Raw genomic sequence first — 17706 nt, 5'->3', positions numbered from 1 at the left:
TCTCCATCTGGATCAAACGCTGTGATTTGACTGGACACTGGTGTATCTTCATCTGTGACCAACGTTACCACCACTGGTCCTACTGGCGGATCATTTACTGGCAGAATCGTAATCGTGATGGTAGAAACAGCCGTTCCTCCCTGGCTGTCACTTACTATTACACTGAAGTTATCTATCCCATTGTAATTTTCATTTGGCGTATACGTGTAGGTGCCGTCTGGATTCACGACTACCGCTCCATTCGTAGGAGGCGCTGATAAAGCATAGATCAAGGAATCTCCATCAATATCACTTGCTGCTACTAGGCTATTTAATACTGTATCTTCATTTATTGTAAAGGTATAGCTTGGGACAACTGGTGGATCATTTACTGGTACAACGGCAATAAATACATCTGTAACGATAAAGCTGCCAGATGGATCACTAATGAGTACACTGAACGAATCGCTTCCTGTATAATTCGGATTTGGTGTATACGTAAAAGTACCATCGGCGTTGACTACTGCTGTTCCATTTCTAGGTGGATCTTGTAAAGTAAAGCTTAAGGAATCACCATCTGGATCAAACGCTGGCGTTTGCCCCGCAACCGTTGTATCTTCATTAGTGGTCACGGTAACGATATCAGGACCAATTGGTGGATCATTCACAGGGATAACTGTAATGGTGATGGTAGAAACAGCCGTTCCTCCCTGACCGTCACTTACGAGAACTGTGAATTGGTCAGTTCCATTAAAATTTGCATTAGGAGTATAAGTGTACATCCCGTCTAATCCTACGTTTACCGTTCCATTTGCTGGACTATTCTGTAACGAATAGACAAGCTGACTATTGTCAACATCCGTCGCAATTACCATAGAGGTTACGGCTGTATCTTCATTGGTGGTCAACTGATAATTTGGAACAATTGGAGGATCGTTTGTAGGAAGAACTGTAACAACAACTGATGAAGTAGCATTTCCTCCCAAGTTATCAGTTATATATACCACGAAGGCATCTGAACCGTAAAAGTTCGCATTCGGTGTATACGTAAATACGCCTGTATTAGGATCGATTGTTACTATTCCATTAATAGGTGCATTTTCAATAGTATAAATAAGTGGGTTCCCATTTACATTAGTAGCGATCACTTGATTCGTTACTGGCGTATCTTCATTCGTAGAGATTTGCAAATCTTGTGTAGTCGTTGATCCATTTGTTTGTAATACCGTCACAAATATATTTGACAGTGCGGTAGCTCCTTCTAGATCTGTTATTAATATAGTAAATTGATCGTTACCTATAAAGCCGGTATTAGGTGAATAGGTGAAGGTACCATCTTGACTTATAATAGCACTGCCATTGGCTGGACTTTGCTGAAGAGTATAGGTTAGTGTAATATTATCCGGGTCTGAAGCAGGTATGCTACTTGTAACAGGAAGATTAATAGTCGTTGTAACAGCCCTATCTCCCCCTACCGGAGGATCGTTTACGGGAACAATCGTTAAGGTTACAGTAGAAAGGGAAGTTCCTCCTTGACCGTCTGAGACTAACACACCGAAAGTATCCATTCCGTTATAATTCAGGTTTGGTGTGTAGGTAAATACGCCATCTGCCCCTAATACAACACTTCCATTTGCTGGAGGAGGATTCAGTAAAGTAAATGTCAAAGGATCTCCATCCGGATCGAACGCTGGAATTTGATTTGTGAGAGTTGTATCTTCATTAATTGTAAATGCTAAATCAGCAGTAATTGGTGGATCATTTAAAGGTAGAACATTGATACTAACAGTGGAAACGGCTGTTCCTCCCTGGCCGTCTAAGACTAATACGGTAAATTGGTCCGTTCCATTAAAGTTTGCATTCGGTTGATAGCTGAACGTTCCATCTGGATTGACAACTGCTACCCCATTCGTTGGAGGATTTTGAAGCTGATAACTAAGAGGGTTTCCATCCACGTCGGTGGCAATGATCGCTCCGATCAAGGAACTATCTTCTTGCGTACTAAACGTATAATTGGGCACCGTTGGTGTATCATTGATTGGAGAGATAGTAATTGTAACTGTTGAAACCGCTATGCCTCCTTGACCGTCTGAAACTTGCACTGTAAATAGATCCGTTCCTGTAAAGTTTAAATTTGGTACATAGCTGAATGTTCCATCTGGATTTACTGAGACTACCCCGTGTGTTGGAGAATTTTGTAGAGTAAACGTCAATGAGTCTCCGTCCGGGTCCACCGCAATTATTTGATTGACTAACGTAGTATCTTCGTTAATTGTAAAATTTAAGTTAGATGTAATAGGTGGATCATTTAAAGGTAAAACATTGATACTAACAGTAGAAACGGCTGTTCCTCCCTGGCCGTCTGAGACTAATACGGTAAATTGGTCCGTTCCATTAAAGTTTGCATTCGGTTGATAGCTGAACGTTCCATCTGGATTGACAACTGCTACTCCATTCGTTGGAGGATTTTGAAGCTGATAACTAAGAGGATTTCCATCCACATCTGTTCCTACTATGGCTCCTACTACAGGACTGTCTTCTTGTGTACTGAACGTGTAGTTTGGCACCGTTGGTGCATCATTCACCGGCGTGACAATCACCGTCACCGTGGAAACGGCCGTTCCTCCCTGACCGTCTGATACCAGCACGGTAAACTGATCGGTTCCGTTAAAATTTAAATTCGGCTGGTAGCTAAAGGTTCCGTCGGCATTCACTACGGCTACTCCGTTGCCAGGTGCAGCTTGCAGGCTAAACGTTAATGGATCTCCGTCTGGGTCCACTGCCACGATTTGATTGATTAACGTGCTGTCTTCGGCAATGGTAAAGCTGACATTGGACGTAATTGGTGCATCATTTACTGGTATGACATTGATGGTTACGGTGGAAACAGCTGTTCCTCCCTGACCATCTGATACCAGCACCGTAAACTGGTCGCTTCCATTGAAATTAAGATTCGGCTGATAGCTAAAGGTTCCATTAGCATTTACTGCTGCTACTCCGTTGGTTGGCGCAACTTGAAGCTGATAACTAAGAGGATTTCCATCTACATCTATCCCTACTACGGCTCCTACTACTGGGCTGTCTTCTTGTGTGCTGAATGTGTAGTTTGGCACCGTTGGTGCATCATTCACCGGCGTGACAATCACCGTTACCGTGGAAACGGCTGTTCCTCCCTGACCGTCTGATACCAGCACGGTAAACTGATCGGTTCCGTTAAAATTTAAATTCGGCTGATAGCTAAAGGTTCCGTCGGCATTCACTGCGGCTACTCCGTTGCCAGGTGCAGCTTGCAGGCTAAAGGTTAATGGATCTCCATCTGGATCTACCGCCACAATTTGATTGATTAACGTGCTATCTTCGGCAATGGTAAAGCTGACATTGGACGTAATCGGTGGATCATTTACTGGGATGACATTGATGGTTACCGTAGAAACGGCCGTTCCTCCCTGACCATCTGATACCAACACCGTAAATTGATCACTTCCATTAAAATTAAGATTTGGCTGGTAGCTAAACGTTCCATTGGCATTCACTACAGCTATTCCATTTGTTGGCCTGTTTTGCATCTGATAACTAAGAGGATTTCCGTCCACATCTGTCCCTACTATCGCTCCTGCCACTGGACTGTCTTCCTGTGTGCTGAACGTGTAGTTTGGCACCGTTGGTGCATCATTCACCGGTGTGACAATCACGGTCACCGTAGAAACGGCCGTTCCTCCTTGACCGTCTGATACCAGCACGGTAAACTGATCGGTTCCGTTAAAATTTAAATTCGGCTGATAGCTAAACGTTCCATTGGCATTCACTACGGCTACTCCGTTGCCAGGTGCTGTCTGCAGGCTGAACGTTAACGGATTTCCATCTGGGTCTACCGCCACAATTTGATTGATTAACGTGCTGTCTTCCGCAATTGTAAAGCTGACATTGGACGTAATCGGCGGATCATTTACTGGGATGACATTGATGGTTACTGTAGAAACGGCTGTTCCTCCCTGGCCATCTGATACCAGCACCGTAAACTGATCACTTCCATTAAAATTTAGATTTGGCTGGTAGCTAAACGTTCCATTGGCATTCACTACAGCTATTCCATTTGTTGGCCTGTTTTGCATCTGATAACTAAGAGGATTTCCATCCACATCCGTTCCCACTATGGCTCCTACTACTGGGCTGTCTTCTTGTGTACTGAACGTGTAGTTTGGCACCGTTGGTGCATCATTCACCGGCGTAACAGTGACCGCCACCGTGGAAACGGCCGTTCCTCCTTGACCGTCTGATACCAATACTGTAAATTGATCGGTTCCGTTAAAATTCGGATTTGGCTGATAGCTAAACGTTCCGTCTGCATTCACCACAGCTACTCCGTTGCCAGGTGCCGTTTGCAGGCTGAACGTTAACGGATTTCCATCTGGGTCTACCGCCACAATTTGATTGATTAACGTGCTGTCTTCCGCAATTGTAAAGCTGACATTGGACGTAATCGGCGGATCATTTACTGGTATGACATTGATGGTTACTGTAGAAACGGCTGTTCCTCCCTGGCCATCTGATACCAGCACCGTAAACTGATCACTTCCATTAAAATTTAGATTTGGCTGGTAGCTAAACGTTCCATTGGCATTCACTACAGCTATTCCATTTGTTGGCCTGTTTTGCATCTGATAACTAAGAGGATTTCCGTCTACATCTATCCCTACTATCGCTCCTACTACAGGACTGTCTTCCTGCGTACTGAACGTGTAGTTTGGCACCGTTGGTGGATCATTCACCGGTGTAACAGTGACTGTCACTGTGGAAACGGCCGTTCCTCCCTGGCCATCTGATACCAGCACCGTAAATTGATCGGTTCCGTTAAAATTTAAATTAGGGGTATATATATAGGAACCACTGTTAGTTACAGTAACTGTTCCATTTGTTGGTGGAGACTGTAATTGAAAGGTAAGTGAGTTACCATCCACATCTGTAGCTTGTATCTGACCAACTAGAGGGGTATCTTCATTAGTGATAACTGCATAGTTTTGAGTAACAGGATTATCGTTTACAGGCGTATTTATAATTGTAACGATGGAGGTAGCTGTTCCTCCTTGCCCATCGTCTACAATAACCGTAAATTGATCGGTTCCGTTAAAGTTTAAATTAGGGGTATAGACAAATTGTCCATTAGGATTAACTGTTACTATTCCATTTGTTGGCCTCGTACCAATACGATATGTTAATGGATTTCCATCAATATCATTGCCAATAACTGTTCCAATTGCTACAGTATCCTCGGGATTTGTAATAGTATAGTTTGGAACTGTAGGAGGGGTATTAATAGCTGTTACATTATTAACAGGAGACGCACCTGATCCAGTTAATACATTTCCTGGTGTACTTTCAAATTGGTAATTAATAAAAACTTGATTACCAAGAGAAGAGATTGATGTAAGAGGGCCAACCACTCTAACCTGATATGTCAAAACTCGAGTTTGATTGATATTCAGTGTTCCAAGGGGCAGACCATTTCGAATATCCACGTTTGTTTGAGTAACACCATCTACTTGTAAACTATTAGGAATAAATGTTGTTGCTGAAGACAATGGATCTGTAGCTATTAGGACATTGGCTGCAGCAGTTCCAGTATTACTTACTTGAACTGTATAAGTAATGATATCCCCTGTTCGAGCAGATGTAACATTAGCAGATTTTGATACATTTAAAACAGGTGCATTAATATCTACTTGAAGAGCTAAAGCACTAATAACATAAGTATCTCCATTTGTCGTCCCACGTACGACGGCGCTAGTTTGATTATTTGATAAACGGGCTGAGACGTCAATATTGGTAATATCCCACCCCTGTCTCGCACCAGATAAGCTACCTCCTGGTGTACTATTTAAACTGCCAAACTGTCCACTTGTATCTAATGTACCACTGTCGTTATTAATCTGAGAAGCGAAAAAGTTATTTATTGGATTATTAGGACCAGAGACGGGCTGCAAAGACGCAGTTGTAGGACCAAATTGAAGCTGGTCACCTACTATAGCCGAATCTCCTTCAATAGCACTTACTAATAATCTTCCGTTTACTGTTCCTGTAATAGGCGTGCCAAATCCAGACACAGCTGCTGTAGAACTTCCTGTAGCTGAACTTGTTAATTCTGCTCCAACAAAAATAGATAAGTTTCGAGACTTTTGTAAAGGATCAGCATATACTACAGCCAGTGTCCATCCTGCTGCATTAGCGTTGTTCTCTGTTGTACTTTGTGTTCCAGGAACTCCTAGAACTGAATAGGTACCTGCTTGAGAAATCAAATTTGTTACATTTGCACTACGCACATAATAAAAACTTGAACTTGTTAAGGTAAAGCGTGTAGCCGTATCTGATTGCACACTAACCGTTCTGCTAGGAGTAATAAAAGTGACAGCATTATTTAAAGCAGAACTAACATCCTCTCCACCATAAAGGTAGCTTCCTCCCCATATTAATTCTGCATATAAAATTTGAGTAGTAGTAGATGGAAGTCTTAAAATAGCACTGGAGGAATTTTGTAAGTAATTCGCAGTAGTGCCTGTAGGAAAGGAGCCGTCTACAGAACTTGGGGTGACACTAAAGAACGTTCCAATAGACCCTGCTGTTCCAGGAGCATTAGCATTAGCTTGTTTATTTAACCCAAATGTGTTACCTGTAAATGTAATAGCTCCATTGGCATTGGTTAAAAACCGATTTACATATGGCAATTAATTCACCTCTTAGAATAAAAGAAATCGTTTCAGTATATAAGAAAAGTAAGAAAATGTGTATATCTCCCCCCTTTATAAATGAATATGTTTATATGTATGCGCCAAAAAGCCTAATCATTAGGTGGAAATTAAGTGAGGTTAATATCTGCAACCCTCATCTTAATACAATAAATAAAAAAAACTACTGGGTTTAGTCAGTAGCTTGTCATAAAGCAATTAGAAGTTTCTTATGTAAATTCCAGATAGTCACATTACATAATTTCTCCCTCTTTATTTGATACCTGAATAAAAGAAAACGTAAGGGGATAAAGGTGACAGGTAGATTTTGCTTATTTATAAGAAGATGTAATGTGGAGAAAAGAGATGTAAATCTAACTATTATAAGCAATTATATGATCGTGTTATGCTTGAGAATCCATCTCTTTTAGTATTTTGTTTGAGGGATAATTTCTATCCTTGCTATTGTCTAATCACTGCTTTATTTAAAAATAAGAAATACATATTACTAAAAAATGTCTGATTTGCTTACAGAAGAACTAGTCCAGAAATAGGATATGACTAGTTTACAACAAATTCTATTACAATTGGAGTTGCTGGAGAGAGTGTGTCACCATCTGGAATAGTAATGGCAGCAGTGGTAATAGTCGATGTATCAGCTGTTTGAATTTGACCATTAATATAAAGGTTATAATATGCAGGTGATGATGGAAAAGCTGTAGCAGCTATACCTGTATCAGTCGTAAAAGCTGTAGCAAGAATAGTGTATCCAGGACCTGTGCCTGTTCCATTTCCTGCTATAGAACTGAATTTCAGGGAACTCATAAAAGGTTTTACAATAGGCATTCATATACACCCCTTTCTAAAAATATTAAGTTTAGCATTCTCATGTGAATTTATTAATAAAAAAGAGGCACGAAACAACTTTATAATATACATTACCTGTAATTTTGATTTTAACTTGTTAGCAAGGTACTTGAAAAAGTCTTATCCCTATTGTATTATTCTTCTCCCCCGATTTAGAAACGGCGAATAACTAAATATATAAATATATATTCAAAGTCTTATGTCTAAAAGTATTAATTATTAAGAAACAAGAAATATGTGGACGAACTATAGACATTTGACAGTTGCGAATTTAGAAATTTGGATTATTAATAGAAAGAAGGACTATCTAATAATTCCTTCACTAATTAATTATGAAGGAGTGAATTTATATGCCTATTATTAAACCGGTTTTTACAGCTACTAGCACTATTACCGGAGATGTTACAGTTGCCACTGCAACCAGCGTTGCTCCTACACCTGCTAGATTTACTGCAATCGTTACAGCTCCAATGGTTGTTGGCCTAACAACAACCGTACCTGCTGGAAGCTTTATTGATGAAAATGGAACTGCTCTTACAGTCTTACCTACGCTTACCTCTAATTCTTATGCTACTGTTTATGTTAATGGTGTAGTTCAACCAACTAGTGCGTACATTTTGTCACCAACTGATCTAGCACTTGATGATGATGTCACGGTTGGAGCACCTGTTACTTTAGAAATAGTGACTCACACAGCAACCTCCACTTCAACACCAACGAGTACTTTAGCAGTTACTACTGTTATTAGTACGTAATACCATTAATTTCATGATTATATTAACTATTGTTTGTATAAATCTAGAAACTTTTATCTATTAAGGTGAAGATCTATATTGATTAAGAAGATCACAAATGTGATCTTCTCTTTTTATTTATGCATTCCCGAAATTATATTAACTGAGTATATAATTTATCCCCTTTTATTCGATATGAGAATACATTAAAACAAAATTAACTGAAAGGAGGTAAAGGTGGGATGAATATAAAGCACAAAGATCATTATTATAAAAATTATAAAAAATTATGTTATCAAAAAAAGAAATGCAAAAAACGTTACTCTAAAAAGATTTACAGTGAGTACAAACTTCCGGAATCCCTCTCTAGAAGGGATCCTTCATGTATTAATAAATTTTTTTCTCACTGTAAATCTCATCCTTGCTGTTGTATAAAACCAGGACCACCAGGACCTCAAGGAGCCACGGGACCTCAAGGAGCCACGGGACCTCGAGGAGCCACAGGACCTCAAGGACCACCAGGGCCTCGAGGAGCTACAGGACCTCAAGGAGCTACAGGACCTCAAGGAGCCACAGGACCTCAAGGACCACCACTTCAGGGAGTAATACCAACAACTAGCTTATTATACTTTACTTTTTCAGATGGACAGAGACTTGAATATTTAAACAGTGATGGTGTACCACAATACGGAGATGCCAAAATATTGTCACCGAATAAAGTTTCCTATATTAACTTATTTATAAATGGTATTCTGCAGCCTCAAAGTACTTACACAGTTGAAGAAGGAAAACTAACTTTAGAAGAATCTCCTTCAAAAGATGTACCAATTACTCTACAATTTATAATTATCAATTCATAAATATAAATTGTATATACTATGGCTGTTTTCTTTACTAATTAAGATAACAGATATTAGGGAATAAAACTGCGCTTTACATCCTATAGAATATATATAATGAAATTTTCAAAACATGGGCTAGCTTACTTGTTGCTGGTTTTATCCTTTATTCCCTCTTACTCTCAATTTAACTAGCTATTATCTTCAAAAATTATACTTAAAACTTAGCTATTTTACATTTATGCCCGAGGGAATCCTGTCTTCTTCTAAGTCAAAAAAGTTATAATAATTATAAAAAGCCTACTCTTAAAATTTGAGTAGGCTAAGTTATTTTAACGTATTCATTAATATCATTAAGCTTTTTCACCTGCGATTATGTTAACTATGCAAGCTAGCCATGGTGCGACCATAGGTATGTCTCTATTGTATTTTTAATAATAGAAAAAGGGTAGAGAAGCTATTCTTTTAATGCCGGTTTGTAGTGGAAAGGAAAATATAAGGTTTTAAATGAATATAAAGAAATTTTTTATATTTTATTTTTTCTTCTTATAAACCCTTGAGATTAGCCAATTTATAGAGAGAGGAATAAATAATGAAGTTAGTTGAAGCATAGGCGCTGGAACTAATGATGCCAGTGACTCCCCCTATATAAAAATATTTATAAATTTTCTGTGTCCTAGGACAAGCAGACAAACAATTCATTAATCAATGATTAATATAGAATTATGCAATCAAACCTCTTACCTAACCTGCTACTAGTACAACTAAGGAGCACGTTCTCTTACATAATTATCACCATTAGGGATAGAACAAGTTAGAAATAGTGATTCTAATCATTTTTATTTGTATCTGAACATGTATATTTTTTGTTAGTGTAAATATTCGTTTCAGAATTTTTTCCCTATAGTTAAGTTTTCCTTCAGTTAGCAGGGTGTATTTTTAGAAAGACAGATGACTTTAAGAGTACAAATTACTTTATGGTCATAGGCCTGTTTTAGGTGGATTCTCTATATGAAAAACATCTAACAGCATCGTATTTACTATACATATATTGCTTCACTAGCTTGAAAACAAAAAAGAAAAAAGCTGACACATTGTTCTTCTTTTTTGTTCCCCTTATTTCATGAATTTCACAGACCAACTTTTGGTTAGCTTATATGCTTATTCTAATGTATAAAACTTTACTTTAAATGTTTCTCGAACCAAATCTGTGAACCCTACCGTAGAACTTATAGAAGGGTTTGCGATGTACCATCCCTTACTTTGTCTAATCAGATCTGGCATTTTAAGAATCGAACCATTTCCTACATTATTCCAAATGACATGATCTGTACTGTTTAGCTCATCACTCATAACATCAAAAGTAAATGATATACCCTGATACTTCCTTTCAACTACAACCCTAACTTTTTTATTCGTAGGTAAATGAAAAAGTGAAAAGTTACGACTCGATCTGCTTTTTTGACCAGGGATTGGTGTGCATAAAGAGTTTATCTCTGCCTCCATTTTCATCCTTCCCTTCTATATGGAACATAAGGAAATAATATAAAATAAAGTAAAAATATATGATTATTTTGACATTTTTTCTTCTGTTAGAAAAATATTAATATCCAAAGATAGTAATTTTAAGGTAATTATAAAGTGGAATGAGAAATATAAAATACAGTTAAGAACTGCATTCCTGATTCCTCTTTGAGAAAAACCAATCTGCCTCCTACGAATTGTTTTTGCTTTTTTTATAAATCACTATGTATCCTCATTTTAGTTAATGTTAATAATTTTTAAGCATATAATTCAGTAATGAAATCTTTAGAGATTTCATAAACCTTTGGGAGGTGTAATCATGAAAATAAGGGGTAATTTAAATGCATTAATTGGGATCTGGTTTATTATCGCACCTTGGGTTATTGGTTTTTCAGATCAATCAGGAGCTGTATGGTCGAGTATTGTTTTTGGAATCATTCAAGTTATTGTATCACTATGGGGCTATGACAAGCCTGGTTGGAATTCTTGGCAAAACTGGATTTCAACAATTACTGGTGTCTGGTTTGTAATTTTTCCATTCATCTATTCATTAACAAATGGAGAGGTTTGGTCAAGTGCAATTCTTGGTTTAATCACGATTATATTTAGTTTATGGAGCTTGGGATCTAATTCGGGATCAAAGGCTGTGGATTAAAGATAAAATGGATGGGAGCGAACTACTTGAGCAAGCTACTTAACAACAATGAAGTGGTTAAGGCCCTAAAAAGTGAAGATCCAAAAATAGGGAGCTATTTCCTTCAGGAAATAGCTCCCTATTTTTGGATTTGATTGTACATGTTTAAGATCCCCATTTCCTTATGCAACAAGTTGCTTGTTAAGATAATTTACTGGGGATTGTCGATTTAATCATTTTTGTCTCCTTATATAAATATATTGATCTTTTAATACTTCTGCTACGTAAAGCCTTATCCCCCCTTTTCATTCAAGGTTGCCCAACTGTAATTTTTTCAACATCTGCTTTAAGGTTGCAGCCTAGAAGTTCAGTGTTTTTTTCTATTTTGAATGTATACAATATGTAAAACTATCTAGTTAAAATAATCATTATTATTCAGCCATTGGAACCATTAATCTCAATGGCTTTTCATCTATCTGCACATGTCCAAACTTTTTTCATTCAAGTGAATATTCTACCAGTACAAATATCTTTTATGAAAGGAGAACATCACTTTGCCAATCAATATTCAACCGATTCTTATCAGTATGGAACATATTCTACAGGATGTTTTAAAAACAAATTTCGTTCCACCACAGTCCCCCACTGCATTCAGAGAAATAGCAATACCTGTCCCTCCACCTCCGGGAGTTACCAATTTCCCCGCCTTTATTTATTTTGACCTTGATAATCAATTTACTTTAACACAAGAACAAGATATTAAAGATGCCATTGCACTTGTAATATTTAATTGGTTTCATCATCTAAGTCAAAAATGGAATGGTGGAACTAATAATGGTATTTCTGATTTAGCTGCTTGCAATAATGTGTATGCAATACGGAATTTACAGCCCACTTGGTATATTGGACCACGTATTCCCAATGGGTTAGTGGCTACGAACATAGCTATGGATCAATTCACCCGACTTATACGTGACAACGGTTTGCGTCTTGCTCCCAAAGCGAAAATTTTTGCTGGTTCCCTTGATAATGGTTCCCTTACTTTGGCTTTAACAGCTTTAAACCGAACCAAAGTACCTTTATCATTTATTGTTGATCTATCAAAGGTAGGCAATATTGGCATAGATGCGGGATCCATTATGCATGCTTGGTTACATCGGGCAGGATTTTATGCGCCTAATACAACTAGTTATTTTATTACGGAGTGTTCAATGTGTGTTATGCGAGATTATGAACTTAAAAACCTCTTTCTACCCGATAGTGCTTTCTATAAATTTTTTAGCCAATGATGAAGAAGTTAAAGGTGTAAGACATATACAAAGTTAGTTTTTAAAAGAACTAAAAGTAGCCCGTGAATTAATTCATGGGCTATTTATCGGCCTTACAAAGGATGATAACGAGATAGAGTAAGAGATCTGTCATTTACAATACCTACTATATGTTGCTGTCCATTACTAAGCAAATTGTCCATACGAATAAAACAAAACTACTCAAGATGGATTGGACATCACTTTGAGACTACCTTTCGATAAACAGAACAACCATTAACTAGGATCCAGTAGTTGTTCTGTTTTGGGGATGGGTATGATATATATGAAAATAATTGTCCAAGCAAATTGATTCAACTAAGCATCTTATATAGGAGAACTTCAAAAGAAAAGGGGGAGAATGATTAATTTGAACTTAGAGGATATCAAAGGATCTTATGATGCTGTGTTTAGTTTAGGAAGTGCTTGTAATCCAGCTCTTCAATTTCAACGTCTTAATTTAAAAAAATTTACATCGAGTCCACTTGATTGGAATTACTCTCCATTCCTTTCAGATGTAAATAGACTGTTGAAAAATAAATTCAATGGATTCATGGAACTTAAAAACATGCGTGTGATAAATGATAAGGGAGTTTCTATGTATGCCGATGAAGGAGTTTTTGTTTTTCCGCATAAAGGACTTCATAAACCGATAAAATCCTATCTAGTACTAGATACTGTTTATAATATTTTTTCTGCGCATGATTTCCCTATTATTCCGAATCAAAATTGGTTTTTAGCTTATCCACCTTTTAAAAAAACACTCAGCTATCGGATAGATAGATTTTTAGATAAGGTTGAAAATAGTCAATTTATTCTATTTGTTAGATGGGTAGCTAATTATCAAGAAGCAGTTGAATTAGAATCTACTTTATCTCAGATAACGAAGGGAAGCTTTAAAGTCCTTATCCTTAATCCAGTAGAAGGTCTGCAAGGAGTTAGTGAGGTAAATTGGGGTTTAAGCAGAACTTGTGTAGTTAACGTTCCCAACGATCCAAATAGTAATGTAACATGGGATTATGTCTTAAACGGGGTAACATTAACTAATTAAGGGATTGTTTTAAATCACTAAATTGATTAATTTATAACAAATATTTTATCAAGAATAGAATCTAATATTTTGAGCAAACTTCTCAAGATGCTCTAAAGCGACCATTTGGAAATCCTCATTGTTTTGAGTTGACAACATGTATCATGAAAAGCTACTGAGACCTGTTCAGCGCTTTTCCTTGTCTTTTTAATGTATATCATATACAGATCGACTTAACATAATGGAGTTTATCGGTATCTAAAGAATCTTTTAAATAGTTATTTTTTCCTATAGAGCTTATTTTTATAATTAACCTTTTTACAACTTGTCCAATCAAATTTATCTAATTAATCATCTTATATAGTAATTCATAAAAAAAGGAGAATTCTGTTGAAGCTAAAAGAAATTAAGGGATTATATGATGTAATTGTTAGTTTAGGTAGCGCTTGTAATCCGGCAATGGAATTAAAACGGTTAAATTTAAGGACATTCGCTGGACCACTAGATTGGAGTGTAGCTCTATCACTTTCTGATGTTAATAGACTACTTAAAAATAAATTCAATGGCTTTATGGAACTTGAAAATATGCAATTGATAGATGGAGCATTTGCATTTAGTAATGACGGAGTCTTGATTGAAGGTGTCAAATCTTATTTAATAGAAGATACCCATTACAATATTATTTCAGTACATGATTTCCCAATAATTCCAAATCAACATTGGAGTGTAACATATGTTTCCTATAAAGAGAAACTTACCCATCGAATCAATCGATTTTTCGAAAAAATTACAAGTTCTCAATCTATTTTATTTATTAGATGGGCGGCTACCTATGAACAAGCTGTAGAATTACAATCGACTTTGGAGGGAATTGTTAAAGGTCAGTTCAATATTCTTATTCTTTGCCCAGAAGAAGGCTTTAAGGGTGTAAGTGAAATTGATTGGGGACTTGATAAAATATGTGCAGTTAAAGTACCTAGAATCCCAAATGACCCTGGGACTTGGAATTATGTTTTAGAAGGTATAACATTGCCCCCTAGAAAACAATAGTATCCATCGAGTTATATAGTTTCCTACCTTCCTGTTCTCTTTCGAGAGAACGACATTCGTTTTCTCTCCTATCCTTTACCCTCTGTCACATCGTTGAATCTTATGATCCCCTTCCCGTTTACACAAGTGACAAGGAGCTTACCAAGTTCCGCACCTTATAGATATAGATACGACGAGGTTAGATGGGTTCTTTACTTCGGGCAAGATTTGGGGCACATCCCAGCATTATTAAGATTATGAATCTTCTTTTCCTAGCAATGTTTTAAGTCACGTATTGACTCTCTGTTTCCGTATTTCCGCATACAAACCATGAATCTGTTGTTAGAAACGCAGTTTGGGACGGAGATAGTTTTTGCGTCTAAACTAGTGGCGTAAGCCACACTATATAAAAGCGACTTTTTCTTGCACCATAATAAAGCTTATCGGTAATTACAGATATATAACACTATAGGCAAGTACTTAAGTATTGAATTGAAGGCTTACTTACAGCGGTAGCTCTTTCGGATAATAGAGATTGTTAATTCTTATTTCTGATTATCTTTTCCAAAATCACATAGAAATTGTTAAATAAAAAAGGTGAATTTGAATTTCTTAACATTTTAATCTGGAACAATAATTTTTTAGATGAGGTTCATGGAAGTATTATTACTTCAAAATCCTTTATTCTTTAATCAATTCCCCAACATTTATAACTCATTTTTTGTATTGTACAGGCATTTTTCCACCAATTGAATATTATAAAAAAAAAGGAAAGGATGATTAAAATAGATTTTTATGGTCATTATTACAACTCTCAAAATGGTAAATATTACAAAAAGGGAAAATATTATAGAAAAAAGGGAGAAAATAATCAAAACAAATTAAGAGAAACCAAAAGTGAAATTAATCAAGTCCATAATTTGGACAACAGCTTATATAAGATGAGTATAAAAAATAATCATAACCATCCAATTAAAGTTAGTATAATTATGCCTACCTATAATAAATATAATCAAATCTCCCTTTCCCTTTACGGCCTCTCAAAACAAACGTTTCCCGACTCTGATTATGAGGTTATCTTAGTAGATGATGCTTCTTCTGATAAAACTCGTGATATTTTAAAAGAAATTGACGTCCCATTCAAATTTAAATATATACGTATGAAAAAAAATAAAGGACGTTCCTTTGTACGCAATATAGGAATTAAGCATTCTGAAGGAGATGTTTTAATCTTTTTGGATGGAGAAATGTTAGTGACTCCTCATTTTATTCAAAACCACTATAAACATCACTTGCAAGAAACAAACCTTGTAGTCACGGGAGCCATGCATTATGAAGGAGTCTATACTTTTATTATGCCGGATTATAATGAAGATCAATTTGCACACCTAAAAGATCTAGTGAGAAAAGATCCTAAGTATATGGAAATATATGAAAGTTACGAACGCACTAGACATAAATCAAAGAAACCTTATCCGCTTGTAACAATAGAAGATATTGATACAGAACGCTTTCAAAGTTTATCATTTTCTAACCGATATTTCCTTAATAGTGGGTTAAAACATTTTGGGGAGAGGCTTAAGGGGTTTACACTTCCTTATATCGCATTTTTAAGTGGAAATGTATCAGTAAGGAAAGAAGAATTAAACAAATCTGGATATTTCGATGAAACCTTTGTTGGTTATGGGGCAGAAGATTGGGAAATTGGATATCGTTTATATAAAAACGGAGCGCAATTTGTTTTAGATCCCTCTACAGTTGCTTATCATCAAGAGCATCCAATATCTAAGAAAAAACTTAAAGAACAATGGGGTAATCATTATCGTTTCGTTAAAAAACATCCAAATATAGACGTTCTTATCTTATCTCTTGAATGGAAAGAACTATCATTTATGCATATGCATCAGACATTAGTTGAATATAATGCACTAGATGAGCGTTTTCCAAATGAATATAATGAATTAAAAAAAGCTTTTCGAACAATGCTTTTTAGAATTATTGAATGTTTAAATAACGAGCAGCCTGTTACAGAACTTTACAAACTTCCTGGCGGATCGGAGGAAAGACTAAAAATTCATCAACAATTTGAGACATTACGTCCTCGGGGATTTGATTATCTTGCAAGTTCTTTCGAACAAATATATCTCTTGTAGTCTTTATAAAGCCAGGATTAAAAACAAACGATATGACAGAAAGAAACTACTTTCAAACAGTAGGTTTTTCTGTATTTAAAATGTATAGAACATAAAATATTAGTTACCATACTGAATTTTACAGCCATTGAAGGCTTATTCGATGATTAACTGAAGAGGCTTTTGATGTGGGGAAAATGTATTTCCAAAGGAATTAAGGTAAGATTGTATTAACTAGTAAATAAACTCTATTCATTAACTCACTTCAAGTGAATTGTCCAATCAATAAAGTGAAATACATCTAAAGTTTCGTTAGTTAAAAGAAAAACTCCCTACCGTCTAAGGGAGTTTTTTCAATTTAGAGTGTATACGATATATAAAGTTAGTTTTAGAATGCCATTCAAAAGAACTCTTCGGGAGGTAGACGTCTACCAAGGATTATTTTTTCAGAATATGTCCATTTTGATACATCGTTATCGATGAAAATTTAATGTTCCTTCGGTAGGTGAAATTGGAATTGATCAATAAAACGCGTACATTTTATACATGTGTTATGACCTATGAAAAATGATATGAAAGATATAACTTCAAAAAAATCTTCACCTCTTTCAATCAAACTTTTTTAGGTATTTAATACTTAAAACCTGGTCGATATTAAAATACATGTGCTCAAATTTCCTCTGTTTATCTAAGGATGGATTGTCAGGTACAACTGAAAGGAATCTACCTAAATGTAATTTCTTGTTACCGATTAATTGCTCCTCTATGTCATATATAGATTGTTCATCTTTAATTGTGTAATTTCTTCCATCTGTGGTTTTAATTTCAATAGAAAGTACATCTTTAGTTTTGTCTCCCATTTTTTCATCTCCCTTTTAAACCAGAGAATATCATATTTTATAATCATTAATC

Annotated in this window: 11 protein-coding genes; 7 read left to right on the top strand and 4 right to left on the bottom strand. The window is 36.2% G+C overall.

Going from position 1 to position 17706, the window contains the following annotated elements; translation table 11 throughout:
* Together AC4NPH_RS27405 and AC4NPH_RS27400 are read right to left on the bottom strand one after the other, a co-directional pair.
* Window positions 1–6698: tandem-95 repeat protein (locus AC4NPH_RS27405; protein ID WP_491939302.1), on the bottom strand; the 6698-nt coding region annotated here is incomplete at its 3' end.
* 561 nt (window positions 6699–7259) lie between these two features.
* Entirely contained in the window at window positions 7260–7544 is a 285-nt protein-coding gene (locus AC4NPH_RS27400; protein ID WP_097812314.1) for a DUF4183 domain-containing protein, read from the bottom strand.
* Window positions 7545–7915: 371 nt separating this feature from the next.
* On the opposite strand from AC4NPH_RS27400, the gene AC4NPH_RS27395 reads away from it, so the two are divergent.
* Together AC4NPH_RS27395 and AC4NPH_RS27390 are read left to right on the top strand one after the other, a co-directional pair.
* A complete protein-coding gene (locus AC4NPH_RS27395) occupies window positions 7916–8320 on the top strand; it encodes a DUF4183 domain-containing protein (RefSeq protein WP_016766750.1) in 405 nt (134 codons plus the stop codon).
* Window positions 8321–8541: 221 nt separating this feature from the next.
* Entirely contained in the window at window positions 8542–9159 is a 618-nt protein-coding gene (locus AC4NPH_RS27390) for a DUF4183 domain-containing protein (protein ID WP_098598489.1), read from the top strand.
* Between the two features lie 1140 nt (window positions 9160–10299).
* On the opposite strand, the gene AC4NPH_RS27385 is transcribed toward AC4NPH_RS27390, so the two are convergent.
* On the bottom strand, window positions 10300–10650 hold the full coding sequence (locus AC4NPH_RS27385; protein WP_255294358.1) for a hypothetical protein: 351 nt from the start codon (window positions 10648–10650) through the stop codon (window positions 10300–10302).
* A gap of 331 nt (window positions 10651–10981) precedes the next feature.
* Here AC4NPH_RS27385 and AC4NPH_RS27380 point away from each other — a divergent pair, with 331 nt between their 5' ends.
* The 5 genes from AC4NPH_RS27380 (at window position 10982) to AC4NPH_RS27360 (ending at window position 16815) form a co-directional block, all read left to right on the top strand.
* On the top strand, window positions 10982–11317 hold the full coding sequence (locus tag AC4NPH_RS27380) for an SPW repeat protein (RefSeq protein WP_097812316.1): 336 nt from the start codon (window positions 10982–10984) through the stop codon (window positions 11315–11317).
* Between the two features lie 533 nt (window positions 11318–11850).
* Window positions 11851–12585, top strand: coding sequence for a hypothetical protein (locus tag AC4NPH_RS27375; protein ID WP_098197405.1), 735 nt, complete (start codon window positions 11851–11853; stop codon window positions 12583–12585).
* A gap of 379 nt (window positions 12586–12964) precedes the next feature.
* Window positions 12965–13654, top strand: a complete 690-nt coding sequence (locus tag AC4NPH_RS27370) for a DUF1796 family putative cysteine peptidase (RefSeq protein WP_240530864.1) — start codon at window positions 12965–12967, stop codon at window positions 13652–13654.
* A gap of 369 nt (window positions 13655–14023) precedes the next feature.
* On the top strand, window positions 14024–14683 hold the full coding sequence (locus AC4NPH_RS27365) for a DUF1796 family putative cysteine peptidase (protein ID WP_097812318.1): 660 nt from the start codon (window positions 14024–14026) through the stop codon (window positions 14681–14683).
* A gap of 755 nt (window positions 14684–15438) precedes the next feature.
* Window positions 15439–16815, top strand: a complete 1377-nt coding sequence (locus tag AC4NPH_RS27360; RefSeq protein WP_097812319.1) for a glycosyltransferase — start codon at window positions 15439–15441, stop codon at window positions 16813–16815.
* Window positions 16816–17402: 587 nt separating this feature from the next.
* Here AC4NPH_RS27360 and AC4NPH_RS27355 read toward each other — a convergent pair.
* Window positions 17403–17654, bottom strand: a complete 252-nt coding sequence (locus tag AC4NPH_RS27355) for a hypothetical protein (RefSeq protein WP_029319701.1) — start codon at window positions 17652–17654, stop codon at window positions 17403–17405.
* Window positions 17655–17706: the final 52 nt, after the last annotated feature.

This window comes from Priestia sp. MDV22-iso46 (assembly GCF_058629175.1).
The sequence above is the reverse complement of the archived record's forward strand: the minus strand, read 5'-3'. Positions and strand labels throughout refer to the sequence as shown.

Excerpts from the sequence above, each read along its gene's own strand:
- AC4NPH_RS27355 (WP_029319701.1), bottom strand. The coding sequence starts at position 17,654 with ATGGGAGACAAAACTAAAGATGTACTTTCTATTGAAATTAAAACCACA.
- AC4NPH_RS27400 (WP_097812314.1), bottom strand. The coding sequence starts at position 7,544 with ATGCCTATTGTAAAACCTTTTATGAGTTCCCTGAAATTCAGTTCTATA.
- AC4NPH_RS27385 (WP_255294358.1), bottom strand. The coding sequence starts at position 10,650 with ATGAAAATGGAGGCAGAGATAAACTCTTTATGCACACCAATCCCTGGT.
- AC4NPH_RS27390 (WP_098598489.1), top strand. The coding sequence starts at position 8,542 with ATGAATATAAAGCACAAAGATCATTATTATAAAAATTATAAAAAATTA.
- AC4NPH_RS27380 (WP_097812316.1), top strand. The coding sequence starts at position 10,982 with ATGAAAATAAGGGGTAATTTAAATGCATTAATTGGGATCTGGTTTATT.
- AC4NPH_RS27395 (WP_016766750.1), top strand. The coding sequence starts at position 7,916 with ATGCCTATTATTAAACCGGTTTTTACAGCTACTAGCACTATTACCGGA.
- AC4NPH_RS27360 (WP_097812319.1), top strand. The coding sequence starts at position 15,439 with ATGATTAAAATAGATTTTTATGGTCATTATTACAACTCTCAAAATGGT.
- AC4NPH_RS27370 (WP_240530864.1), top strand. The coding sequence starts at position 12,965 with ATGATTAATTTGAACTTAGAGGATATCAAAGGATCTTATGATGCTGTG.